The organism is Mesorhizobium sp. M1E.F.Ca.ET.041.01.1.1 (genome assembly GCF_003997355.1).
GTDB lineage: Bacteria > Pseudomonadota > Alphaproteobacteria > Rhizobiales > Rhizobiaceae > Mesorhizobium.
Genome location: NZ_RZSL01000001.1, coordinates 1 through 17,525 on the forward strand (window position 1 = coordinate 1; position 17,525 = coordinate 17,525).

A 17,525-nucleotide genomic window follows, 5' to 3' on the forward strand; every position below is an offset into this window, starting at 1 on the left:
GAGCCGCCGGTGCGGAACGGCAGGCCGAGACGGCGGGCGAGCTGTGCGGCGCCATAGGAGACCAGCGACGGCTCCGGCGTGCCGAAGGTCGGCGCGCCCGACTGCATCGAGATGGACGAGGCGAAGGTACCGAACAGCACCGGCGCGCCGGGGCGGATGAGCTGCGTGAACGAGGCGCCGGCGAGCACCTCGGCCAGCACCTGCGTCAGCGTGCCGGCGACCGTCACCGGGCTCATCGCGCCGGCCAGGATGAAAGGCGTGACGATGCAGGCCTGGTTGTGGCGCGAGTAGACCTTCAGCGCCCCGAGCATGGTCTCGTCGAACACCATCGGCGAGTTGGCGTTGATCAGGCTGGTCAGCACCGTGTTGTTCTCGACGAAGTCGTCGCCGAACACGATCTTGGCCATGGCAACGGTGTCTTCCGCCCGCTCTGGCGCGGTGACCGAGCCCATGAACGGTTTGTCCGAATAGCGGATGTGCGAATAGACCATATCGAGATGCCGCTTGTTGACCGGCACGTCGACCGGCTCGCACACCGTGCCGCCCGAATGGTGGATCGACGGCGCCATATAGGCGAGCTTCACGAAATTCTGGAAATCCTCGAGCGTCGCGTAGCGGCGGTTGCCGTCGAGGTCGCGCACGAAGGGCGGGCCGTAGACCGGCGCGAACACCGTCGCATTGCCGCCGATCTGCACCGAGCGCTCGGGATTGCGCGCATGCTGGGTGTAGATGGAGGGCGCGGTCTTGAGCAGCGAGCGGCAGAGGCCTTTGGGGAAATGCACGCGCTCGCCCTTCACGTCGGCGCCAGCCTCTTTCCAGAGCGCGAGCGCCTCGGCGTCGTCGCGGAAAATGATGCCGATCTCTTCCAGCACCGTGTCGGTGTTCTTCTCGATCAGCGCCAGGCCTTCCTCGTCGAGGACCTCGTAGACGTTGATCTTGCGCTTGATGTAGGTGAGCTGCGTGCCCGGACCGCCGCCCGAACGGGCCGCCCGGCGTGCCGCCGCGCCGCCGCTGGCGCCGCGTCCGCGTCTTCCGCCCGACGCTTCCTGCTCCACTGACGCGTTATCGCTCATGATCGTTCTTCCTATGGATTTGGCCTGGATTGGCTCGCGGCCCTGTTTGTCGCCGCTTCTTGCCGGATCGTAGCCATGCACCCTATTCGAAACGGCCAGCCAGCGCCAACGCCTGTCGCAAAATCGACAAGAAAAGCGCCAACTTTTCAGTCGCTTTCCTTTTGCGGGAAGTCGCAAATCAGCTATGGCTACCTTGCCCTCGCGGGTTAGGTATTGGCGCATCGATTTTAGGCTGCAGCAAGCATTCCGAGCAGCAAGGAGCCCGAGAAAAAATGTCCGACGACGAGATCATCCTTTCCGAGCTTTCCGACGAGGAGCTCGTGCAGCAGATGCACGACGACCTCTATGACGGGCTGAAGGAAGAGATCGAGGAAGGCACCAACATCCTTCTCGAGCGCGGCTGGCAGCCCTACACGGTGCTCACTGAAGCGCTGGTCGAAGGCATGCGCATTGTCGGCGAGGATTTCCGCGACGGCATCCTATTCGTGCCGGAAGTGCTGCTGTCGGCCAACGCCATGAAGGCCGGCATGGCCATCCTGCGCCCGCTGCTCGCCGCCACCGGCGCGCCGAAGCAAGGCAAGATGGTGATCGGCACCGTCAAGGGCGACATCCACGACATCGGCAAGAACCTTGTCGGCATGATGATGGAAGGCGCCGGCTTCGACGTCATCGACCTCGGCATCAACAATGCGGTCGAGAAATATCTCGACGCGATCGAACAGCATCAGCCCGACATCATCGGCATGTCGGCGCTGCTCACCACCACCATGCCCTACATGAAGGTCGTCATCGACACGATGAAGGAAAAGGGCATTCGCGACGACTATGTCGTGCTGGTCGGCGGTGCGCCGCTGAACGAGGAATTCGGCAAGGCCGTCGGCGCCGATGCCTATTGCCGCGACGCGGCGGTGGCTGTCGAGACCGCCAAGGACTTCATGAAGCGCAAGCATAACACCCGTAGTTGAATGGCTGCGGTGCCAACCCTGAAGGCGCCGGTGTCGTTTGCGGCCGCTCGATGTTGATCACCATCAACCAGGATGTATGACCTTATGAATGCGCCATTTTCAACAGGAGATCATTCGCGGATCGTGGGATGGAACCCCAGCCGGCAGGTGATCGACACGCAGGACGTATACCGACTGGTTATCCTGGCACTTCCCGGATTTTCGCTACTCAGCCTTTCGTCATTTGTAGATCCCCTTCGCATCGCGAATTCTGTGTCCGGTCGATCATTCTTCGAGTGGACGATTGCAAGCCTGGATGGCCAGCCGGTTGAATGCGCCAGCGGGTTCGTCCTGTCGGTCGGCAGCGACTTCGCTAGCACCGGCGAATGCGTTCCGGCTGGCAAAGGTACGAACATGGTCATTGTCTGTGCAGGCGAACGGGTCGAAAGGCAGACGTCTGCTGCTCTCAGCAAGATTCTTCGGCTTTGCAAGCGGCATGGTGTTCCAATCACAGCGTTGGGTACGGCGACATGGCTGTTGGCGGACAGCGGGTTGCTGGACGGCACCGCGTGCACAATCCATTGGGACAAGAGAGCCGCTTTCTCTGAAAAATTTGGCCGGCTTCAGGTCACTGACCGGCTATTCGTTCGTGATAGTCACCTCCTCACTTGCGCAGGAGAATTTGCGTCGTTCGACCTCGTTATGGAGCTGATCAGCGAACGCCTCGGCAGAGACATTGCGTTGACCGTCTGCCGACATACGACTGCCGGGTATTGGCGCCCTGCCTCTGATAGACAATGGACCATGAATGGCGGCGAAGCCGGCATCTGCAAGCCGGTCGCCGAAGTGATTCGCATTATGGAGGAGCATATTGAGGACCCGCTGCCCTTACGCGACATCGCAAGATGTGTCGGCCGCTCACAGCGTCAGATTGAACGGCTCTTCCAGCGATCGGTTTCGTTGTCTCCCATGCGCTTTTACCTGCATTTGAGACTTAGCCGCGCGAAGCGTCTCATTGCACAAACAGAGTTGCCGATTATTGAGATCGCGGTCGCCTGTGGTTTCGTGTCGGCCTCACATTTTTCGAAGTGCTTCCGCGAAGCCTTCGGCGCCAACCCCAGTACCTGTCGCGGCTGACCCATACTCGGTGACGCCCCCTTACGAGCCCCGCAAAACCCACGTGCCATCAATTGGCAAGCACCTCGGCAGCCTGGCTTTCGCGCTCAACGCGATCGGGCCGATGCTCCGATGGGAGCCGAGGCGTCGAAGAGCACCGTGCCTGACGTCGACCGAAGAAGCCATCGTCGTCTGCCGCTGGATGACGTCCTGGGCTGTCCGAGAGGACACCATCCAAAGCCCAGCTTAGCGCCTCATCACTGACTCCAGCGCCAGGGCAATCCTGACCTGCCCCAAAACGGCGATAGTCCCAGCGGACGCCTCCTTCGGCCGCAAATCTTCGACCGCATCTGCATTGCCAATGGCAATCGAGCACCGGGCTGATCAACCCGTACCAGCTCATTCCGGACCCACCACATAGCAGGCCACTGGAATTGATAGAGCTGACAACGTAGGAGGCGCGCGGGATTTTCATGAGTTCGCGGGCAGTGCTGTACGCTGGGTCGCAAGTTCACAACCCGACACTTTGTCGGCTTTGTTGTTTGCGGACAGGCTTCGTTGGAGCAATGTTGTGTTGTTGTGCCTCAGCCTGATAGCAGAATTCATCAAAATTGCTTTTCTTCGGGCTTTTGGCCAATTGGCACGAGCTTTGATTCTCACATTTGAGAGTTGGCATCAGGAGCCGAATAGCCGCTTCCGATTATGCCTATCAGAGGAGTTGCCATGAATACCGTCGATCAGCAGACGACACTGGAACAAGTCGCACGACAGCGCATCAGGGACGCCCTCGTACTCGAGGGCGACGCCGATCGCCTAACCCAATTCTATCGGGGATGGGCTGGGGCCTACGATGTGGATGTTGGCTCCGAGGGGTACTACGGCCCGATGATCGTGGCGGAACTAGCGGGCACCGTGCAGGCAGCCTATTTGAGCAGCGAGCGAACTGCCATCACAATCCTGGATGCTGGCTGCGGAACAGGCCTTGTCGGCGTGCAACTGGAACGCCTCGGCTTCGGGCTGATCGATGGGTTCGATCTTTCCAAAGAGATGGCCGAAAAGGCGCGGCAAACCCGAGTCTACCGTCATGTCCAAGACTGTGTCGACCTTAACGGAGTACTCTCTGAGTACGCCGACGCGGGCTATGATATCACGGTTTGCTGCGGTGTCTTTACACTTGGGCACGTTAGACCAGACGGGCTGCGCGAGCTGGCTCGCGTCACGCGCCCGAAAGGATTCATCATCACAAGCATCCGCAAGAGCTACGCCGAGGCCGCATTCTTCGAGGACGAAGCGCGGCGTCTGCAGGATGAGGGCGTTCTTTTACTGGCGCAGTGTCTAAGCAACGGCAGATACGTGGCCGAGGAGCGTGCGGACTATTGGGTCTTTCAAGTGCCCGAGAAGGTCAGCGCGGCAGAGCGACAGGGGTTGTGATCATGCTCTGCCTCGGGAGCGAAACCCTGTTGTGGATGACCTAAAGACGAGTAGGGGTATTTCCAGCACGGTGGCGCGTTTCAGTACTACTTCGCGTCACGATAAATCCAAATGGCCGGCAGCTATGCGTCGGCTTCAATCGGCAAAACAAAGGTGTACTAATGTCCAAAGGTTTAGTAGCCAGACTAGACGATAAGCTGCGCGCAAAACGCGAAAGCTTTGACAAAATACCGGTGGTCGACATCGGACCGCTCCTCAACGGTACGAACAAACAGGTGGTGGCCAGGGAGATACGGTGGGCGCTTTCCAATACTGGATTCATGTATGTGAAGAACCACGGAGTCCCGCAGGATTTCATACAATCGGTGTTTGATGTGAGCCGCAGGTTTTTTAATTTGCCATTGTCGCAGAAGTCGTCACTGCATATTGGCAATTCCGATTCGGCCTTTCGCGGTTACATTGAGCTGTTCGGCGAGAACACCGATCCGGGCAAGACCAAAGACCTCAAGGAGTGCTTCGACTTCGGACCTGAACGTTCGACCTTAGAAGGTCCCTTTTTTGGTCCTAACCAGTGGCCCTCAGGTTGGCCCGAGTTTCGGGAGCTGACATACAGATACCATCAAGAGATGGTGGGCCTATCGAAAAAACTTTTGCAGGGAATTGCGCTCAGTCTGGACCTGGCGGAAAGCTATTTCGAGGACCTCATGCGGAACCCGATCAGCATTCAGCGGCTGCTTCACTACCCGCCGCAGAGTGGTTATATCAGCGAAGACATGATCGGAATCGGCGCCCACACCGACTACGGCAATTTGACCATCCTTGCACAGGACGACGTCGGCGGTCTTCAGGTCATGAACCGAGACGGCGATTGGGTACAAGGCACGCCGATCCACGGTACTTTCATAATCAACGTCGGGGACCTGCTTCAGCGGCTCACCAACGGTGTCTATCTGGCCAACCTACATCGCGTAGTGAATAGCTCAGGGCGTGAGCGATACTCAATCCCCTTCTTTATCGATGCTGATTTCGATGCGATCATTGAGCCATTGGCCTCATGTGTCACTGACAGCAACCCTCTGCGCTACCGGCCGGTGACTTGCGGCGAACACAAACTCGGGCGTTTCGCAGCAAGTTATGCTCATTTGGCCAAAGCATGAGAGAGCGGGCCGCCGCCTACTCGCGTGACAATACACTGCGGGGTCGAAGCGGCCCAGTCGAACTCAGAAAACGCCATAGGTGGGACAGTATTGTCACGCATTAGTCCCTTGACCGCGCCTTTGAAACTCAATGTGCGCGGCATCTGGCGGCAACAGGGGTTTTGCAGCCACTTCCTGCGGTATGCTAACGCTTTCGAGACCTGGACCCCCGGCTGGCGTGTCACGCGCACCATCCGCAGCAGGATAAACTGCTCGCTTGCAGACGCGTTGTCACCACTTCGCCTGCTGGTCTGTCGGATTCGCTACACACGCGTGATAGGCAATCTCTTCGTTAGCCTCAGTCAAATAGCCGAGAGAAATCAAAATCCTCGGCTGCCGGGCGGGTGAATCGGCACGATTTTTGAGTGTTTCCTGGGAGAGACAGTAGGCGCCGCTGACTGGGACCTAAGGCGCAAAACATGGACAAGCCCCCAACTTCGTAAATTACTTGGAACCATCGGGATTTTAGGAGGACGTTCCGAAAACAGCGAAATTCCAAGCGACCTCTGGCGAAAAGTACTCATCCCTCAATCGAGCAGGCGAAAGAAACAGTATGTCTGATACTCACATAAACCAAGATCTGTCTATTTTGACGGATGACGTCGCGTGCGCAAAGCAGCTCAATGCCCGCAACGTAAAAATCCTCAGCACGGGAGGAGAAAGGGGGCGCGGGGTATTCGCTGCTCGCGACTTCCTGCCGGGGGAAATTGTCGTCATCGGGCTAATTGACCGTATGGAAACGGTTCGAACGACAAACTCCTTTCAACTGGACTGGAATGTCCATGCTCTCTTTCATAAGCCGGCTGTCATTGTGAATCATTGTTGTGATCCAAACTTAGCGATTGTGCCCAATCGCTTCGGGGCCTACGACTTCGTCGCCATTCAGCATATCTCTTCTGGCGCCGAAGTGACGTGGAACTACGCTACATCGGAATTCGAGTGCATTGGGGTATCGGTATGTCTTTGTTCGTCTAGAAATTGCCGAGGCTCAGCCGGAGGCTTCTCCACATTGCCTCGCGATCATCCTCTGCTCGTATCGGGTTTTTACGCACCGTACCTCAAGAAAACCCAAGGCACCTTCCAAGAGAGAGATAGGGTTGCTTAGCCCCAGGGAACGCAACATGCGTCGGATGACCTGCTCGTTGGCAGTGCCGCCCTGACAGTGTTGCGCGCCGCGGTGAGCGTGCGCGGCCTCTGGCCAGTAGCGGACTTCAGATGAACTGCCTTGAACCAACGTGTGCGCACAATCTGTGCAATCCCCTGCGCGTCACCTGTCAATGCCACTCGTCCCCAAAAGTGCCGAAGTAAAATTCCCCAGTTTCGCCGCTCAGGCTGTCCCGGTGGGGGTGTCCATTTTTCGGTGGCCGGCCGCGCGGTCGCGATGGTGAATTTAATGTCGGCAATGTGATGGAGGCTTTTGATCGCAAGTGTTCTGGCATGAGCTCGGCGTGCTGGCGGAGCCGATAACTCGATCCTTCGATCTGGACGACGACCGCATGGTGAAGCAGGCGATCGAGAAGTGCGGTTGCGACGAGGGTCGCCGAAGACCTCGCCCCATTCGGCGAAGCCGCGATTTGAGGTAACAATCATTGCGCCCTTCTCGTAGCGGGCGTTTGCGAGTTGGAAGAACAGATTGCCGCCACCGTGGACGACGGGCAGGTAACCGAAGCGTCGACGCTCGTGCGTGAGGTCGCGCAGCCGACCACGCAGCTGTGTCTCTGGCGGTCGGCCAGACTGGTATCAATCATCTTGCGATCGGCGCCGACGAAGGACAGGCCCGACGCTCCGATAGGCCCATGACGGCCTGCAGATGCGCTACGGATTCGCGCTTGGCGGCGGGTCCTAACTTTTTTCGACAGAAGCTCGCGCACTGCCGAGGCTTCGAGCGTCGGCGAGCAGCTTCTTTAGCTTGGCGTTCTCGTCTTCCAAGGCCTCAGGCGCTTGGCGTCGGAGACGTCCATCCCGCCATACTTGGCCTTCCAGCTATACAGCGTCGCCTCGGAGATCCCGTGCTTGCGGGCAAGATCGCCAGCCTTCGCACCCTCTTCATGCTCGCGCATAACCGCGATGATCTGCTCTTCCGTAAATCGCTTTGTCTTCATCAGTCCGTAATCAAGGACCCTGACTCTAGTCTCAGATGGAGGAAATTCTCAGTGGCAGGTCTGTATTCAGGTGCTGCTGCCCCATCGCAGTCTGGCGCGAGGACTCTAAACGCCCAGACCGACAGCAACTGACAAAATGGCGGATTCGAAACAAACACCTGACAAAAATGTCCGCATCATTACACATGGATGTTTTCAAAGGTAAATTAATGCCGTCAGCGGGCGTTCAGCGCGCTGGCACGGCCTTTGCTGGTTGAAATGCGGCAAAACTGATTGACGGCTGACTGCATCGAAGCCCGCCTGACGATAGAGGCCTCCTTTCAGTCGACTCGGTGCACCGTCTCTCAGGGAACAGCTTGCCATAAAGCCGCGCAGCTTTGGGATGGCGTTGGAGAGCAATATGGTTTTGCAGATGGGGTCGCCGGCTCCTTCGATCAATGTGGAGACTTGGGTGCGCGGCGAGCCCATCGCACATTTCCAGCCCGGCAAAGTATACGTCGTCGAATTTTGGGCAACTGGGAGTGAACCATGTGCGGCGGCGATGCACCATCTGATGCAGATGCAGGAAAGGTTCAAGCACAGTGGGCTCGAGGTCATCGTGGTCGCGGCTCATGAAGGCGCGCTATCGACGGTTGAGGCGCGGGTCAAGCTGGACGCGTGGTTGACCGAAAAGTGCTCGAACCTGAATTTTCCGATCGCGTTCGACCATACGGGCCAAATGAAAAAGCGTTGGATGGAAGCAAGCTTTTCTGGCGAATTTCCGATCTTGTTTGTAATCGATGCAGACGGTCGTATCGCCTATATCGGTCACGCTACTCGACTTAACGAGGTCTTGGCGAGAGTGCTCAACGGCCGCTGGCGCACCAGCGACGCATCGAAAGTCGACTCGAAGCGGATCGCCGAGCGCGAACAAGCGTTGACCAAGTCAATTAATAGGAGATTTTGGGCCGCAGTGAGAAAAGAGGACTGGGAGACGGCACTCTCAGCAGTCGAAGAGGGCAGCGCCTTGATGCCCGACGACATCAACTTCCGCTTGGCTCAGGCGCATGTATTGCTTCACAGAATGCAAGACATGCCGGCCGGGTTGCCTGTCATACGCCAATTGGCTCGCGACGCGATCGAAAGGAACTCCGAGCATTGGCTGCTGGCAACATTAGACCAACTTTTCGGTCCGGCGCACGACCACTCGCACTTTCCGTCTCATGAGCGCTTCGCGCTCGGCAAAGAGTTGGCCGAGCATATCCTGGCACGCAATCCACTCCAAGGCGACGGCCACAAGTTCCGGACTTATCCGGCGGTGGCTCGATACTATCACGAGAGCGGCAACCAAGATCGTGCGATTGAGCTAATCGAGTTCGCACTGAAATCGCTGGACAGTGCGGACCCTATGCTGGACGAGCTGAAACAACACCTTCTACCGAACTTGCTGCAGGCCTTAGCCAACTACAAGGGTGAGGAGGTTTATTACGGCGCCCTCTGTGCGGCTCCGCAAAGCAATGTCCTGAAGGCACGATCGCAGGGCGGGCCGAGGAGAAAGCATAAAAGGGTTTGATAGCAAGAAGGGCTTACGGGCCAATTCGTTCAGGCATATGGGTCCATCGCAGCTGAATTGGCATCAATATACAGGGTGTTACTAAACATGTTCTGAGGATGCCTTTGAAACCCATGAAATCATGGTGGTATGGGACAAAGCCCGGGCACCTAACGAAGAAAGAAGCGTCAGCGCAGATGCTCGCATTTCAGTTCAAATCGACTAAGAGCAACGAATCGCGGCGCCGGACCGGGCTCGTGCGTCGCGCACGGCCATCAGGTTGGGCCTTCGGAGTCAGAGACGCCTATTCATCTTGCGGCCGCTTAATGGTCGCATCGCCGACGGGGTGGAGTAGGCCTTGACCACGCGGGAGAAGGTGTCCGGATTAAACCGGCCTGCGCGTGCGTCTCGCGTCGGCATGCTTGTAACGGTGAATGGCGAAAGGGCAGCCGAATGAAGCGTTTTATGGGGAAGGTCGCCTTAGTGACCGGGGCTAGCCGCGGCATTGGGGCGGCAATCGCCGACAGACTTGCCAGCGACGGGGCCAGAGTATTTGCGGTTCAGCTCGAGGCGACCGGTCATAGAGAAGGGATAGTCGCGGACCTTTGCGACCCCGGCGTTCCGAACATGGTAATTGACCATGTCGTTCGACAGGCTGGCCGCCTCGATATCCTGGTCAACAACGCTGGGTGCATGGTTGAAGCAAGGGTAGATGATACCGGGCTTGACGAGTGGCGACGCACAATGGCGCTGAATCTTGATGCTCCTTTCCTGCTGATCCGTCGCGCCATGCCTCATCTTCGCAGAAGCCGTGGCTCAATCGTCAATGTTGGCTCGATAGAGGGATTGGCCTCTAACCCAGGGCACGCGGCATATTGTGCCTCGAAGGCTGGGCTGCATGGCCTTACACGCGCCGTAGCGGTGGACGGCGGGCAAGACGGGGTGCGCTGCAATGGCGTAGCGCCTGGTTGGATCGATACGGATCTCAATGTCGATTTCGTCGCCGCTTTGCCCGAGAAGGCACTGGAACGGCTTGGTACCATTCATCCGTTGGGCCGAACAGGCCGCGTTGAGGAAGTTGCCGCCATGGTCGCATGGATTGCCTCCGACGAAGCTGCATTCGTCACCGGCCAGATTTTTGTCGTAGACGGTGGCCGAACTGCCAAGTTAAGTCTTCCGTGACGGTTAGTCGTATTTCGAACTGGGGCGGGCCGCTGGAACGCCATCCTCCCGCTGGCACCTGCCTTGTCGCTATCAGCCGCGACGTCGAGAACCGGGTCCGTCTGATGGTAAAGGAATATGGCGCCCAGTTCCGCCGCTCGGCAACGTCAGAGAATGATTGCCTACGGACATCTGCTGGGGCCAATCTCCGAGGCGGCGGTGCATTTAGGGTGAAATTTGCCGTGAACAGGAGAAGGCTCGATGGCAAATCTGGTCCTTCTACGTGGAGACGAGCGCCCCCGCCGCGGCGTGTTCGAGCGAGAGAGCATGCAATGTTCGCATGCCTTGGCGATGTGTTGTTTAGCGGCGCTGAGCTTGCTGCCATGCCTTCACCGCTAGGGCTGAACCAGGCGCGGATGTCCATGTGGGACCCAGCTCTCCTGGACCAGGAGGCATCTCATGCCGGTCTTGGCGGCGACCGCAGCGACCATGCGCGTATGGTTGGACTGCACGCCACCGGTTGTGACGAGCGTATCGGGCATCTGGCGCGATCGCGTCGGGCGGCGTCGTCATGAGCCAGGCGGTGCTGATCGCTGTCGGCATCGATTGGGACGGCCGGCGCCAGATCTTGGCCGTCGAGATGGCTAATCGCGAAAGCCGCTCGGCCTGGAGGGATTTCCTCGTCGCGCTGAAGGCGCGCGGGCTCAGGGGCGTCGAACTGGTCGTGTCCGACGATCATGCCAGCCTGGTGGCGGCGATCGGCGGGGTGATCCCCGAAGCCCGCCTGGCAGCGCTGCTACGTGCCTCAGGAACGCGCTCGATCACCTGCCGAGAAATCGTGGCGATGATTGCCTGCAGGAGTTGCGCTGGCTCTACGACCGCGCGATCTCGCCGAGGCCAAGGCCGATCTCGCCGCATGGCTTGCCAAATGGTCGGGCCGCTATCCGCGACTGACGAGCTGGGGAGAGGAGACCATCGAATGCACGCTGACCTTCTTTTGCCTGCCGCGCCAGCACCACAAGCACCTGAAGTCCACCAACATGCTGGAACGCCTCAACGAGGAAATCCGCCGGCGCACCTATGTCGTGCGCATCTTCCCGAACGCCGAAAGCTGCCTGCGCCTGGTCAGGGCGCTGGCCGTCGAAACCAACGAAAACTGGATGGAGGCCAACCGCTACATCAACATGGATGACCTGCGCGAGCACAAGAAGCTTGCTTTGCGCCAAGCCGCATGACCAGCTCAGAAAGAGCACGCGGCCGAAGTAGCCGGCCTGAAGCAGCAGCGAACAGGCCAGCGTCGTGACGACTGCCACACGGAGAATCCAAAGCGAAGTAAACCATCGACGCATTGCTGCACAGGACCAGCCCCACGAGCCGACAAAAAGATGAAGTGCAACGCCGTTCTCCTGGTTTTCGCCAGATCATGTTGCGAGCTGGTCGGCCGCAACATGCGTCTGGCAGTTCTTGGGGCAGACGCGGCCGCAGGCTCCGCAGCCTATGCAGCGGCCGGCATCTTCGACAACCATGATCATGCGATTGAGCTTGCCGTCGAAATCGTCGTCCTCGTCATCGCAGGGGCCGAGGATTTCACCCGCATCATCAACGCCGTGAAGATGCATCACATCGCGCGAGCAGACCTTGAAACAACGGCAGCAGCCGATGCAGGTCTTGCTATCGATGGAGGTCAGGTACGACGGCATCCAAATGGAGCCGTCACGGGTGGTGAATGTGCGCATCATCCTAAATTCTTCATTGAAGCGAGTTCTCTCTTGGCAACATCCAACTCGGCATAAACGGCTTGGGTTTTCTCGGCGACTTCCTGTATGTCGGCCCACTTGCCCGGCAGACCCTCGACAAGGTCCTGCAATGCCATCTTGGCAATAGCTGCACGCAACTGGAGCTTTCGGACTTTCTTCCTCATCTTATCTAGGTCTGACATAGATCCTTCCTGGAACAATGGTTTTGTTGATGCGCTCCATCTCGGGCTAGGCTTCAATGGCTGCAGTCGCATCGTCGACCAGTTTCGTACCGGCCTCAGCAAGTTTGCGGAAAGTCTCGAAGCCGAACCGGTGGACGTCTCGACAGAACGCCCAACCGCTGGAAGCCCGCAGGGGCTTCATTCCAATTATTGGCGACGTCGACACGCCGGAGCGCTCCTCGATCGCAAGCGCTACGGCGGTGTAAAACATGTCGAGCCTCCACAGCGCGTCAGGATCGAGGATCGCCGCCAAAGGGTACCGCACGTTGCTGTTGCTTGGTGATGATGAACTCGGCCAGCAGCTCGGCATCCGAATGGCCTTCCCATAAGCCGAAGGAATCCTGAGTACGAATGAGCCGCAGGAGGCATTTGACGAACGGGGAAGCAAGGGCTTCTTCGTCATTGTTGACAGCAGGGCCAACCGGAGGAATTTCGTTGTTCGTCATTTCAGTCTTCGTCTTCGAGGTACGATTTCCTTTTCCTGCGATGCCCACTCCGGGTCCGCTTGCGTGGCCGACGAATGGCTTGGGCGGGCCAACCCCAAGAGTGCCCCGTGGCCGACCTCGACATGTCCACGAGTGCGAGACCTGCGGCGCGAATTCGCGGCGCACATCGTCTGCGCCGCGATCCGACCGGTGGTCAACGCAATTGAAATCCAACCTGCCGCAAGCCGCCGCCCTGCTGCATCGACATACTTGCTGCGAAGAGAGCTTCGATGGGCGGATTGGCCAGTGTTCAATTCCAATTGTCAGTCCCTTCGCGATTCTTGCTCAGGAAGTGACTGCGTTTTGAGTTTCGGGTGCCTTCTTTTGCGGAGCCACACAAAGATCCGCGTGACAGGCAGGCTCACCCGTGTAGTTGGCCAGTGCTTCGAGCAATGGGGTAAGATAGTACTGTTTGGTGTGGTCCGGAATTGGCCCCAGCCGGTCCACCGATTTCAGTGCCACCTCGATCAACTCGATTGCGCGATCTTTGTTGCCGCTCTCGTAATAATACTGAGCTACCGGGAGGTACCGGCGGTATTTAAACGGGCCATCGCCGTTCGGGGGATTGAGTGCCAGTATCTGTTCCGAGAGCTCGTTGCCCATCGCAAAGCGCTCCGCGCGCGGAAGATGGGAATTGTCCATCGTGGGATCGAAGAGTTGGTTGAGGGCCAAGGCCATCCACGACACCGCGTCGGACGTTTTGTCGATCGCGTCCTCGACCAATTCTCGCATGACCGGCATGCCGGTCTTGATGTCGCGCAGCTTGTGAAGCAGAAGATCCGCATGAATCTGCCGAAAATCAAAAGAGTCTGGCATCAAGGCGAGGCCTTCTTCGATGGCCAAGAGCGCCGCCGTCCAATTCTCGGCCTGCATCGCCGGCTCAAGTTTGGCGTATATCGGCCCGGTAAGCGACATTTCGCGCGCTGCAAGTTGGTTATGCGCGATGCGCTTTGCATCGGCGGCTTTCGCTTCATAGCTGCTGCGCCAGCTGCCGTTAAGGACTTTCGGCAAAACGTCATCGAGTTCCGCCGGGTGGCCGATAAAAGCGATGTGGCCGTCGCGGTCGACCACGAACGAGGTGGGAATCCCAATCGAAGAGCTGGGATCCATCCAGAGCTTGTTCATTTCGCCAATGTAATCGAACCCGATACGATAATTCAGATTCGGGAACTTCTCGGTCAGCCAGGCATCCACGTTGGTCCGCGCCTCGTCTGCGGTAGGACCCTGTTCGCAGGCGGCAACTCCGACCGCCTCAAATCCGCTGCCTTCATATTTCTCCTGCAGTTCGATCAAATGGGGCATGGCGTCGACACATGGTCCGCACCAAGTCGCCCAAAACTCAACGAGGTAGACCTTGCCGGGCCGAAAGTTCGTGAGGGGCTCGCCACGCAGCCAGTTCTCCACTTTGATCGCAGGAGCCGGGGACCCCATACGCAGTTCCATCTTGGTGTCCAAAGTCATTCCACACCTTTCGTCTCTTTTGTCGCGGAATATTTTCCCGTCAAAATCGGACACGGTCTCGAGGGCATCGCTCCCTCTGGCTTGCTTCAGCGAAGCTCTCACCGTGTTGCCGCACATCAAGCTGCAACGGAGGTGCCAATTCCCTCAGCTCCGGTAAGCGGCGGGAAATGCTTTGAAATTCTCCACGAGGCTAAATGCGGCCGATTGTCGTGAACCCGACATGTCTTCTGCCGCTGTCGGGTTTCGCCCTATCTCTTGAGAGCTTGGACGGCTCGCCTGTGATTAGACTGGCCTCGGTCCTCGAGCAGTGGCAGTTTGGCGCCAGTTCGAAAGCGCGAACTCGCCGGCTTGGTCCTCGTGCCGCCACCGCCGCGTGTGGATTCTTGCCCCGGAGTCAAAATTCGCCTCGCGGTTGCCAACGGCGGCATGCGCTCAATGCGCGTGGCGTTGAGCCCCGACAGCACGTAATGGTACCAATTAGTGGATGCCCGTCGCTGCCTCCACTTCTCCAGCCAAGCGCTCGAACGACGCTACCTACCCACGTTCGAGCGCGACCGCGGAATCGCAGACTGCCGAACGTCAGCCGTTGCGAAAGGTGTAGCCGTACCCGTTGATCGCCGGCGCGCCGCCTAGATGTGCGTAGAGGACCCTCGATCCCTGTGGAAAGAAGCCCCTCTGGACGAGGTCGATCATCCCTTGCATCGATTTGCCCTCGTAAACGGGGTCCGTAATCATGCCCTCGAGCCGCGCGCACAAACGGATTGCCTCTTTGGTTTCCTCCGATGGAACGCCATAACCCGGGTACGCGTAGTCCATGAACAACACCACGTCTGCCTCGACAATTTCCGCTCCGAGGTGGACGAGCTTCGCTGTATTTTGGGCGATGCCGAGCACCTGCGCCTTGGTCTTGGCGGGCATGGCGGAGGCATCGATACCGATCACGTTGCGCTGTCGACCATCCTTGGCGAACCCGACGAGCATGCCGCCGTGGGTTGAACCAGTCACCGTACAGACGACGATATAGTCGAAGGCAAACCCAAGCTGCTCTTCCTGGGCACGCACCTCCTCAGCGAACCCCACATAGCCCAGGCCGCCGTATTTGTGGACAGAGGCGCCGGCAGGTATCGCATATGGCCTGCCGCCCCTTGCCTTGACTTCATAAAGTGCCTTTTCCCAGCTGCGGCGGATGCCGATGTCAAAGCCCTCGTCAACCAGGCGCACCTCTGCCCCCATGATGCGGCTCAAGAGGATATTGCCGACCCGGTCGTAGACAGCATCATCATGTGGGACCCAGCTCTCCTGGACCAGGAGGCATTTCATGCCGATCTTGGCGGCGACCGCAGCGACCATGCGCGTATGGTTGGACTGCACGCCACCGATTGTGACGAGCGTATCGGCATCTGACGCGATCGCGTCGGGCACAATGTATTCGAGCTTGCGCAGCTTGTTTCCGCCGAACGCGAGACCGGAGTTGCAGTCCTCGCGTTTGACGTAGATTTCCACCTTGTCGCCCAGATGCTTGCCGAGGCGGTCGAGCCTCTCGATCGGCGTGGGTCCAAAGGTGAGCGGATAACGTTCGAATTTTTCCAGCATGCTATCTCCAGCAAAAAAGTACCTGAACCGGCTACGCACCGGTCAGCCCAGGGGTATGGTCGCGTGTTAGCCGAACACAGATTCCCTATACGATCAGCTCAGTCATCAGAGGGTGACCAAAATTGGTGTGGGTCTGAGCACTGATCCTGTCATCCGCGCATCAAAGCAGCAGCACATGCTGGGCATTCGACCAAGCCGGGACACAGCTGAAAATTGCATTCCGCAGTTGATCAGAGTCAGACGACTGGTACCCGAGCTTTCCTGTAACCATCGGCATGCTGGCCCCTGTGGCGAGTTCCACGAGCGCGGCTAGAGGACTGCCAGATCAGAAAGAGCACGCGGCCGAAGGAGCCGGCCTGAAGCAGCAGCGAACAGGCCAGCGTCGTGACGACTGCCACACGGAGCGAATCCAAAGCGAAGTAAACCATCGACGCATTGCTGCACAGGACCAGCCCCACGAGCCGACAAAAAGATGAAGTGCACGCCGCTCCCCTGGTTTTCGCCAGATCATGTTGCGAGCTCGTCGGCCGCAACATGCGTCTGGCAGTTCTTGGGGCAGACGCGGCCGCAGGCTCCGCAGCCGATGCAGCGGCCGGCATCATCGACAACCATGATCATGCGATTGAGCTTGCCGTCGAAATCGTCGTCCTCGTCATCGCAGGGGCCGAGGATTTCACCCGCATCATCAACGCCGTGAAGATGCATGACATCGCGCGAGCAGACCTTGAAACAACGGCAGCAGCCGATGCAGGTTTGCTATCGATGGAGGTCAGGTACGGCGGCATCCAAATGGAGCCGTCACGGGTGGTGAATGTGCGCATCATCCTAAATTCTTCATTGAAGCGAGTTCTCTCTTGGCAACATCCAACTCGGCATAAACGGCTTGGGTTTTCTCGGCGACTTCCTGTATGTCGGCCCACTTGCCCGGCAGACCCTCGACGAGGTCCTGCAATGCCATCTTGGCAATAGCTGCACGCAACTGGAGCTTTCAGACTTTTTTCCTCATCCTATCTAGGTCTGACATAGATCCTTTCTGGAACAATGGTTTCTTGATGCGCTCCATCTCGGGCTAGGCTTCAATGGCTGCAGTCGCATCGTCGACCAGTTTCGTACCGGCCTCAGCAAGTTTGCGGAAAGTCTCGAAGCCGAACCGGTGGACGTCTCGACAGAACGCCCAACCGCCGGAAGCCCCCACGGGTTTCATTTCTATTGTCGGCGACGTCGACACGCCGGAGCGCTCCTCGATCGCAAGCGCTACGGCGGTGTAAAACATGTCGAGCCTCCACAGCGCGTCAGGATCGGGATCGCCGCCAAAGGGTACCGCACGTTGCTGTTGCTTGGTGATGATGAACTCGGCCAGCAGCTCGGCATCCGAATGGCCTTCCCATAAGCCGAAGGAATCCTGAGTACGAATGAGCCGCAGGAGGCATTTGACGAACGGGGAAGCAAGGGCC

16 protein-coding genes and 7 pseudogenes are annotated in these 17,525 nt (G+C 58.4%); 8 read left to right on the plus strand and 15 right to left on the minus strand.

What is annotated here, in order from left to right:
• The coding region (locus EOA38_RS00005; protein WP_127298248.1) for a trimethylamine methyltransferase family protein at positions 1–1,073 on the minus strand (1,073 nt) is incomplete at its 3' end.
• Between the two features lie 272 nt (positions 1,074–1,345).
• Here EOA38_RS00005 and EOA38_RS00015 point away from each other — a divergent pair.
• The 5 genes from EOA38_RS00015 to EOA38_RS00035 all read left to right on the plus strand — a co-directional run bounded on the left by EOA38_RS00015 (position 1,346) and on the right by EOA38_RS00035 (position 6,865).
• Complete coding sequence (locus tag EOA38_RS00015; RefSeq protein ID WP_127298249.1) at positions 1,346–2,038, plus strand: B12-binding domain-containing protein; 693 nt, start codon at positions 1,346–1,348, stop codon at positions 2,036–2,038.
• Positions 2,039–2,122: 84 nt separating this feature from the next.
• Positions 2,123–3,154, plus strand: coding sequence for a GlxA family transcriptional regulator (locus EOA38_RS00020; protein ID WP_164762826.1), 1,032 nt, complete (start codon positions 2,123–2,125; stop codon positions 3,152–3,154).
• Positions 3,155–3,856: 702 nt separating this feature from the next.
• Positions 3,857–4,564, plus strand: a complete 708-nt coding sequence (locus tag EOA38_RS00025; RefSeq protein ID WP_126080613.1) for a class I SAM-dependent methyltransferase — start codon at positions 3,857–3,859, stop codon at positions 4,562–4,564.
• Between the two features lie 161 nt (positions 4,565–4,725).
• Positions 4,726–5,721 carry a 2-oxoglutarate and iron-dependent oxygenase domain-containing protein gene (locus EOA38_RS00030; RefSeq protein ID WP_126080612.1) on the plus strand — a complete coding sequence of 332 codons (996 nt, stop codon included), beginning with the start codon at positions 4,726–4,728 and terminating at the stop codon, positions 5,719–5,721.
• Between the two features lie 592 nt (positions 5,722–6,313).
• Positions 6,314–6,865: an SET domain-containing protein-lysine N-methyltransferase gene (locus tag EOA38_RS00035; RefSeq protein ID WP_126080611.1), complete on the plus strand. Its 552-nt coding sequence runs from the start codon at positions 6,314–6,316 to the stop codon at positions 6,863–6,865.
• Positions 6,866–7,034: 169 nt separating this feature from the next.
• On the opposite strand, the pseudogene EOA38_RS38875 reads toward EOA38_RS00035, so the two are convergent.
• From EOA38_RS38875 to EOA38_RS38880, 3 genes and pseudogenes are all read right to left on the minus strand, one after another.
• Positions 7,035–7,425, minus strand: a pseudogene (locus EOA38_RS38875) (ATP-binding protein); the annotation flags it as partial.
• Positions 7,420–7,862 (minus strand): annotated as a pseudogene (locus EOA38_RS00040) (transposase); the annotation flags it as partial. The pseudogenes EOA38_RS00040 and EOA38_RS38875, both read right to left, overlap by 6 nt.
• Before the next feature lie 195 nt (positions 7,863–8,057).
• Positions 8,058–8,330 carry a hypothetical protein gene (locus EOA38_RS38880; RefSeq protein WP_189353850.1) on the minus strand — a complete coding sequence of 91 codons (273 nt, stop codon included), beginning with the start codon at positions 8,328–8,330 and terminating at the stop codon, positions 8,058–8,060.
• Between EOA38_RS38880 and EOA38_RS00045 the strand changes: the two genes are divergently transcribed.
• Both EOA38_RS00045 and EOA38_RS00050 read left to right on the plus strand, forming a co-directional pair.
• Positions 8,314–9,414, plus strand: a complete 1,101-nt coding sequence (locus tag EOA38_RS00045) for a redoxin domain-containing protein (RefSeq protein WP_348526306.1) — start codon at positions 8,314–8,316, stop codon at positions 9,412–9,414. The two genes, EOA38_RS38880 and EOA38_RS00045, sit on opposite strands and share 17 nt — an antisense overlap.
• Positions 9,415–9,846: 432 nt before the next feature.
• Entirely contained in the window at positions 9,847–10,575 is a 729-nt protein-coding gene (locus tag EOA38_RS00050; protein ID WP_126080609.1) for an SDR family oxidoreductase, read from the plus strand.
• 401 nt (positions 10,576–10,976) lie between these two features.
• Here the strand turns inward: EOA38_RS00050 and EOA38_RS00055 are convergent.
• Positions 10,977–11,090: pseudogene (locus tag EOA38_RS00055) on the minus strand (aminocyclopropane-1-carboxylate deaminase/D-cysteine desulfhydrase family protein); the annotation flags it as partial.
• 26 nt (positions 11,091–11,116) lie between these two features.
• On the opposite strand from EOA38_RS00055, the pseudogene EOA38_RS00060 reads away from it, so the two are divergent.
• Positions 11,117–11,789 (plus strand): annotated as a pseudogene (locus EOA38_RS00060) (transposase); the annotation flags it as partial.
• Between the two features lie 36 nt (positions 11,790–11,825).
• Here the strand turns inward: EOA38_RS00060 and EOA38_RS40020 are convergent.
• The 10 genes and pseudogenes from EOA38_RS40020 to EOA38_RS00110 form a co-directional block, all read right to left on the minus strand.
• Positions 11,826–11,903 (minus strand): annotated as a pseudogene (locus EOA38_RS40020) (hypothetical protein); the annotation flags it as partial.
• A 72-nt stretch (positions 11,904–11,975) separates the two neighbouring features.
• Complete coding sequence (fdxB, locus tag EOA38_RS00070) at positions 11,976–12,293, minus strand: ferredoxin III, nif-specific (RefSeq protein ID WP_189343318.1); 318 nt, start codon at positions 12,291–12,293, stop codon at positions 11,976–11,978.
• Entirely contained in the window at positions 12,290–12,493 is a 204-nt protein-coding gene (locus EOA38_RS00075; protein ID WP_063169367.1) for a CCE_0567 family metalloprotein, read from the minus strand. The genes fdxB (EOA38_RS00070) and EOA38_RS00075 overlap by 4 nt, the downstream gene beginning before the upstream one ends.
• Positions 12,494–12,539: 46 nt before the next feature.
• A pseudogene (locus tag EOA38_RS00080) lies at positions 12,540–12,978 on the minus strand (DUF269 domain-containing protein).
• Between the two features lie 324 nt (positions 12,979–13,302).
• Complete coding sequence (locus EOA38_RS00085) at positions 13,303–14,460, minus strand: TlpA disulfide reductase family protein (RefSeq protein WP_126080608.1); 1,158 nt, start codon at positions 14,458–14,460, stop codon at positions 13,303–13,305.
• Between the two features lie 597 nt (positions 14,461–15,057).
• Positions 15,058–16,071 carry a 1-aminocyclopropane-1-carboxylate deaminase gene (locus EOA38_RS00090; protein ID WP_024505903.1) on the minus strand — a complete coding sequence of 338 codons (1,014 nt, stop codon included), beginning with the start codon at positions 16,069–16,071 and terminating at the stop codon, positions 15,058–15,060.
• 236 nt (positions 16,072–16,307) lie between these two features.
• A complete protein-coding gene (locus EOA38_RS41045) occupies positions 16,308–16,673 on the minus strand; it encodes an exopolysaccharide production repressor protein (RefSeq protein ID WP_348627494.1) in 366 nt (121 codons plus the stop codon).
• Positions 16,579–16,895 (minus strand): annotated as a pseudogene (gene fdxB / locus EOA38_RS00100) (ferredoxin III, nif-specific). The gene EOA38_RS41045 and the pseudogene fdxB (EOA38_RS00100) overlap by 95 nt, the downstream one beginning before the upstream one ends.
• Entirely contained in the window at positions 16,892–17,050 is a 159-nt protein-coding gene (locus EOA38_RS00105; protein ID WP_224571204.1) for a CCE_0567 family metalloprotein, read from the minus strand. Before EOA38_RS00105 ends, fdxB (EOA38_RS00100) begins: the two are co-directional and overlap by 4 nt.
• 90 nt (positions 17,051–17,140) lie before the next feature.
• Positions 17,141–17,525: DUF269 domain-containing protein (locus EOA38_RS00110; RefSeq protein ID WP_127298252.1), on the minus strand; the 385-nt coding region annotated here is incomplete at its 5' end.

What these genes read in the sequence shown, in the direction of transcription:
- fdxB (WP_189343318.1), bottom strand. Translation starts at nt 12,293, where the DNA reads ATGATGCGCACATTCACCACCCGTGACGGCTCCATTTGGATGCCGTCG.
- EOA38_RS00025 (WP_126080613.1), top strand. Translation starts at nt 3,857, where the DNA reads ATGAATACCGTCGATCAGCAGACGACACTGGAACAAGTCGCACGACAG.
- EOA38_RS00090 (WP_024505903.1), bottom strand. Translation starts at nt 16,071, where the DNA reads ATGCTGGAAAAATTCGAACGTTATCCGCTCACCTTTGGACCCACGCCG.
- EOA38_RS38880 (WP_189353850.1), bottom strand. Translation starts at nt 8,330, where the DNA reads ATGGGCTCGCCGCGCACCCAAGTCTCCACATTGATCGAAGGAGCCGGC.
- EOA38_RS00030 (WP_126080612.1), top strand. Translation starts at nt 4,726, where the DNA reads ATGTCCAAAGGTTTAGTAGCCAGACTAGACGATAAGCTGCGCGCAAAA.
- EOA38_RS00015 (WP_127298249.1), top strand. Translation starts at nt 1,346, where the DNA reads ATGTCCGACGACGAGATCATCCTTTCCGAGCTTTCCGACGAGGAGCTC.
- EOA38_RS00085 (WP_126080608.1), bottom strand. Translation starts at nt 14,460, where the DNA reads ATGGAACTGCGTATGGGGTCCCCGGCTCCTGCGATCAAAGTGGAGAAC.
- EOA38_RS00050 (WP_126080609.1), top strand. Translation starts at nt 9,847, where the DNA reads ATGAAGCGTTTTATGGGGAAGGTCGCCTTAGTGACCGGGGCTAGCCGC.
- EOA38_RS00020 (WP_164762826.1), top strand. Translation starts at nt 2,123, where the DNA reads ATGAATGCGCCATTTTCAACAGGAGATCATTCGCGGATCGTGGGATGG.
- EOA38_RS00035 (WP_126080611.1), top strand. Translation starts at nt 6,314, where the DNA reads ATGTCTGATACTCACATAAACCAAGATCTGTCTATTTTGACGGATGAC.
- EOA38_RS41045 (WP_348627494.1), bottom strand. Translation starts at nt 16,673, where the DNA reads ATGATGCCGGCCGCTGCATCGGCTGCGGAGCCTGCGGCCGCGTCTGCC.
- EOA38_RS00075 (WP_063169367.1), bottom strand. Translation starts at nt 12,493, where the DNA reads ATGTCAGACCTAGATAAGATGAGGAAGAAAGTCCGAAAGCTCCAGTTG.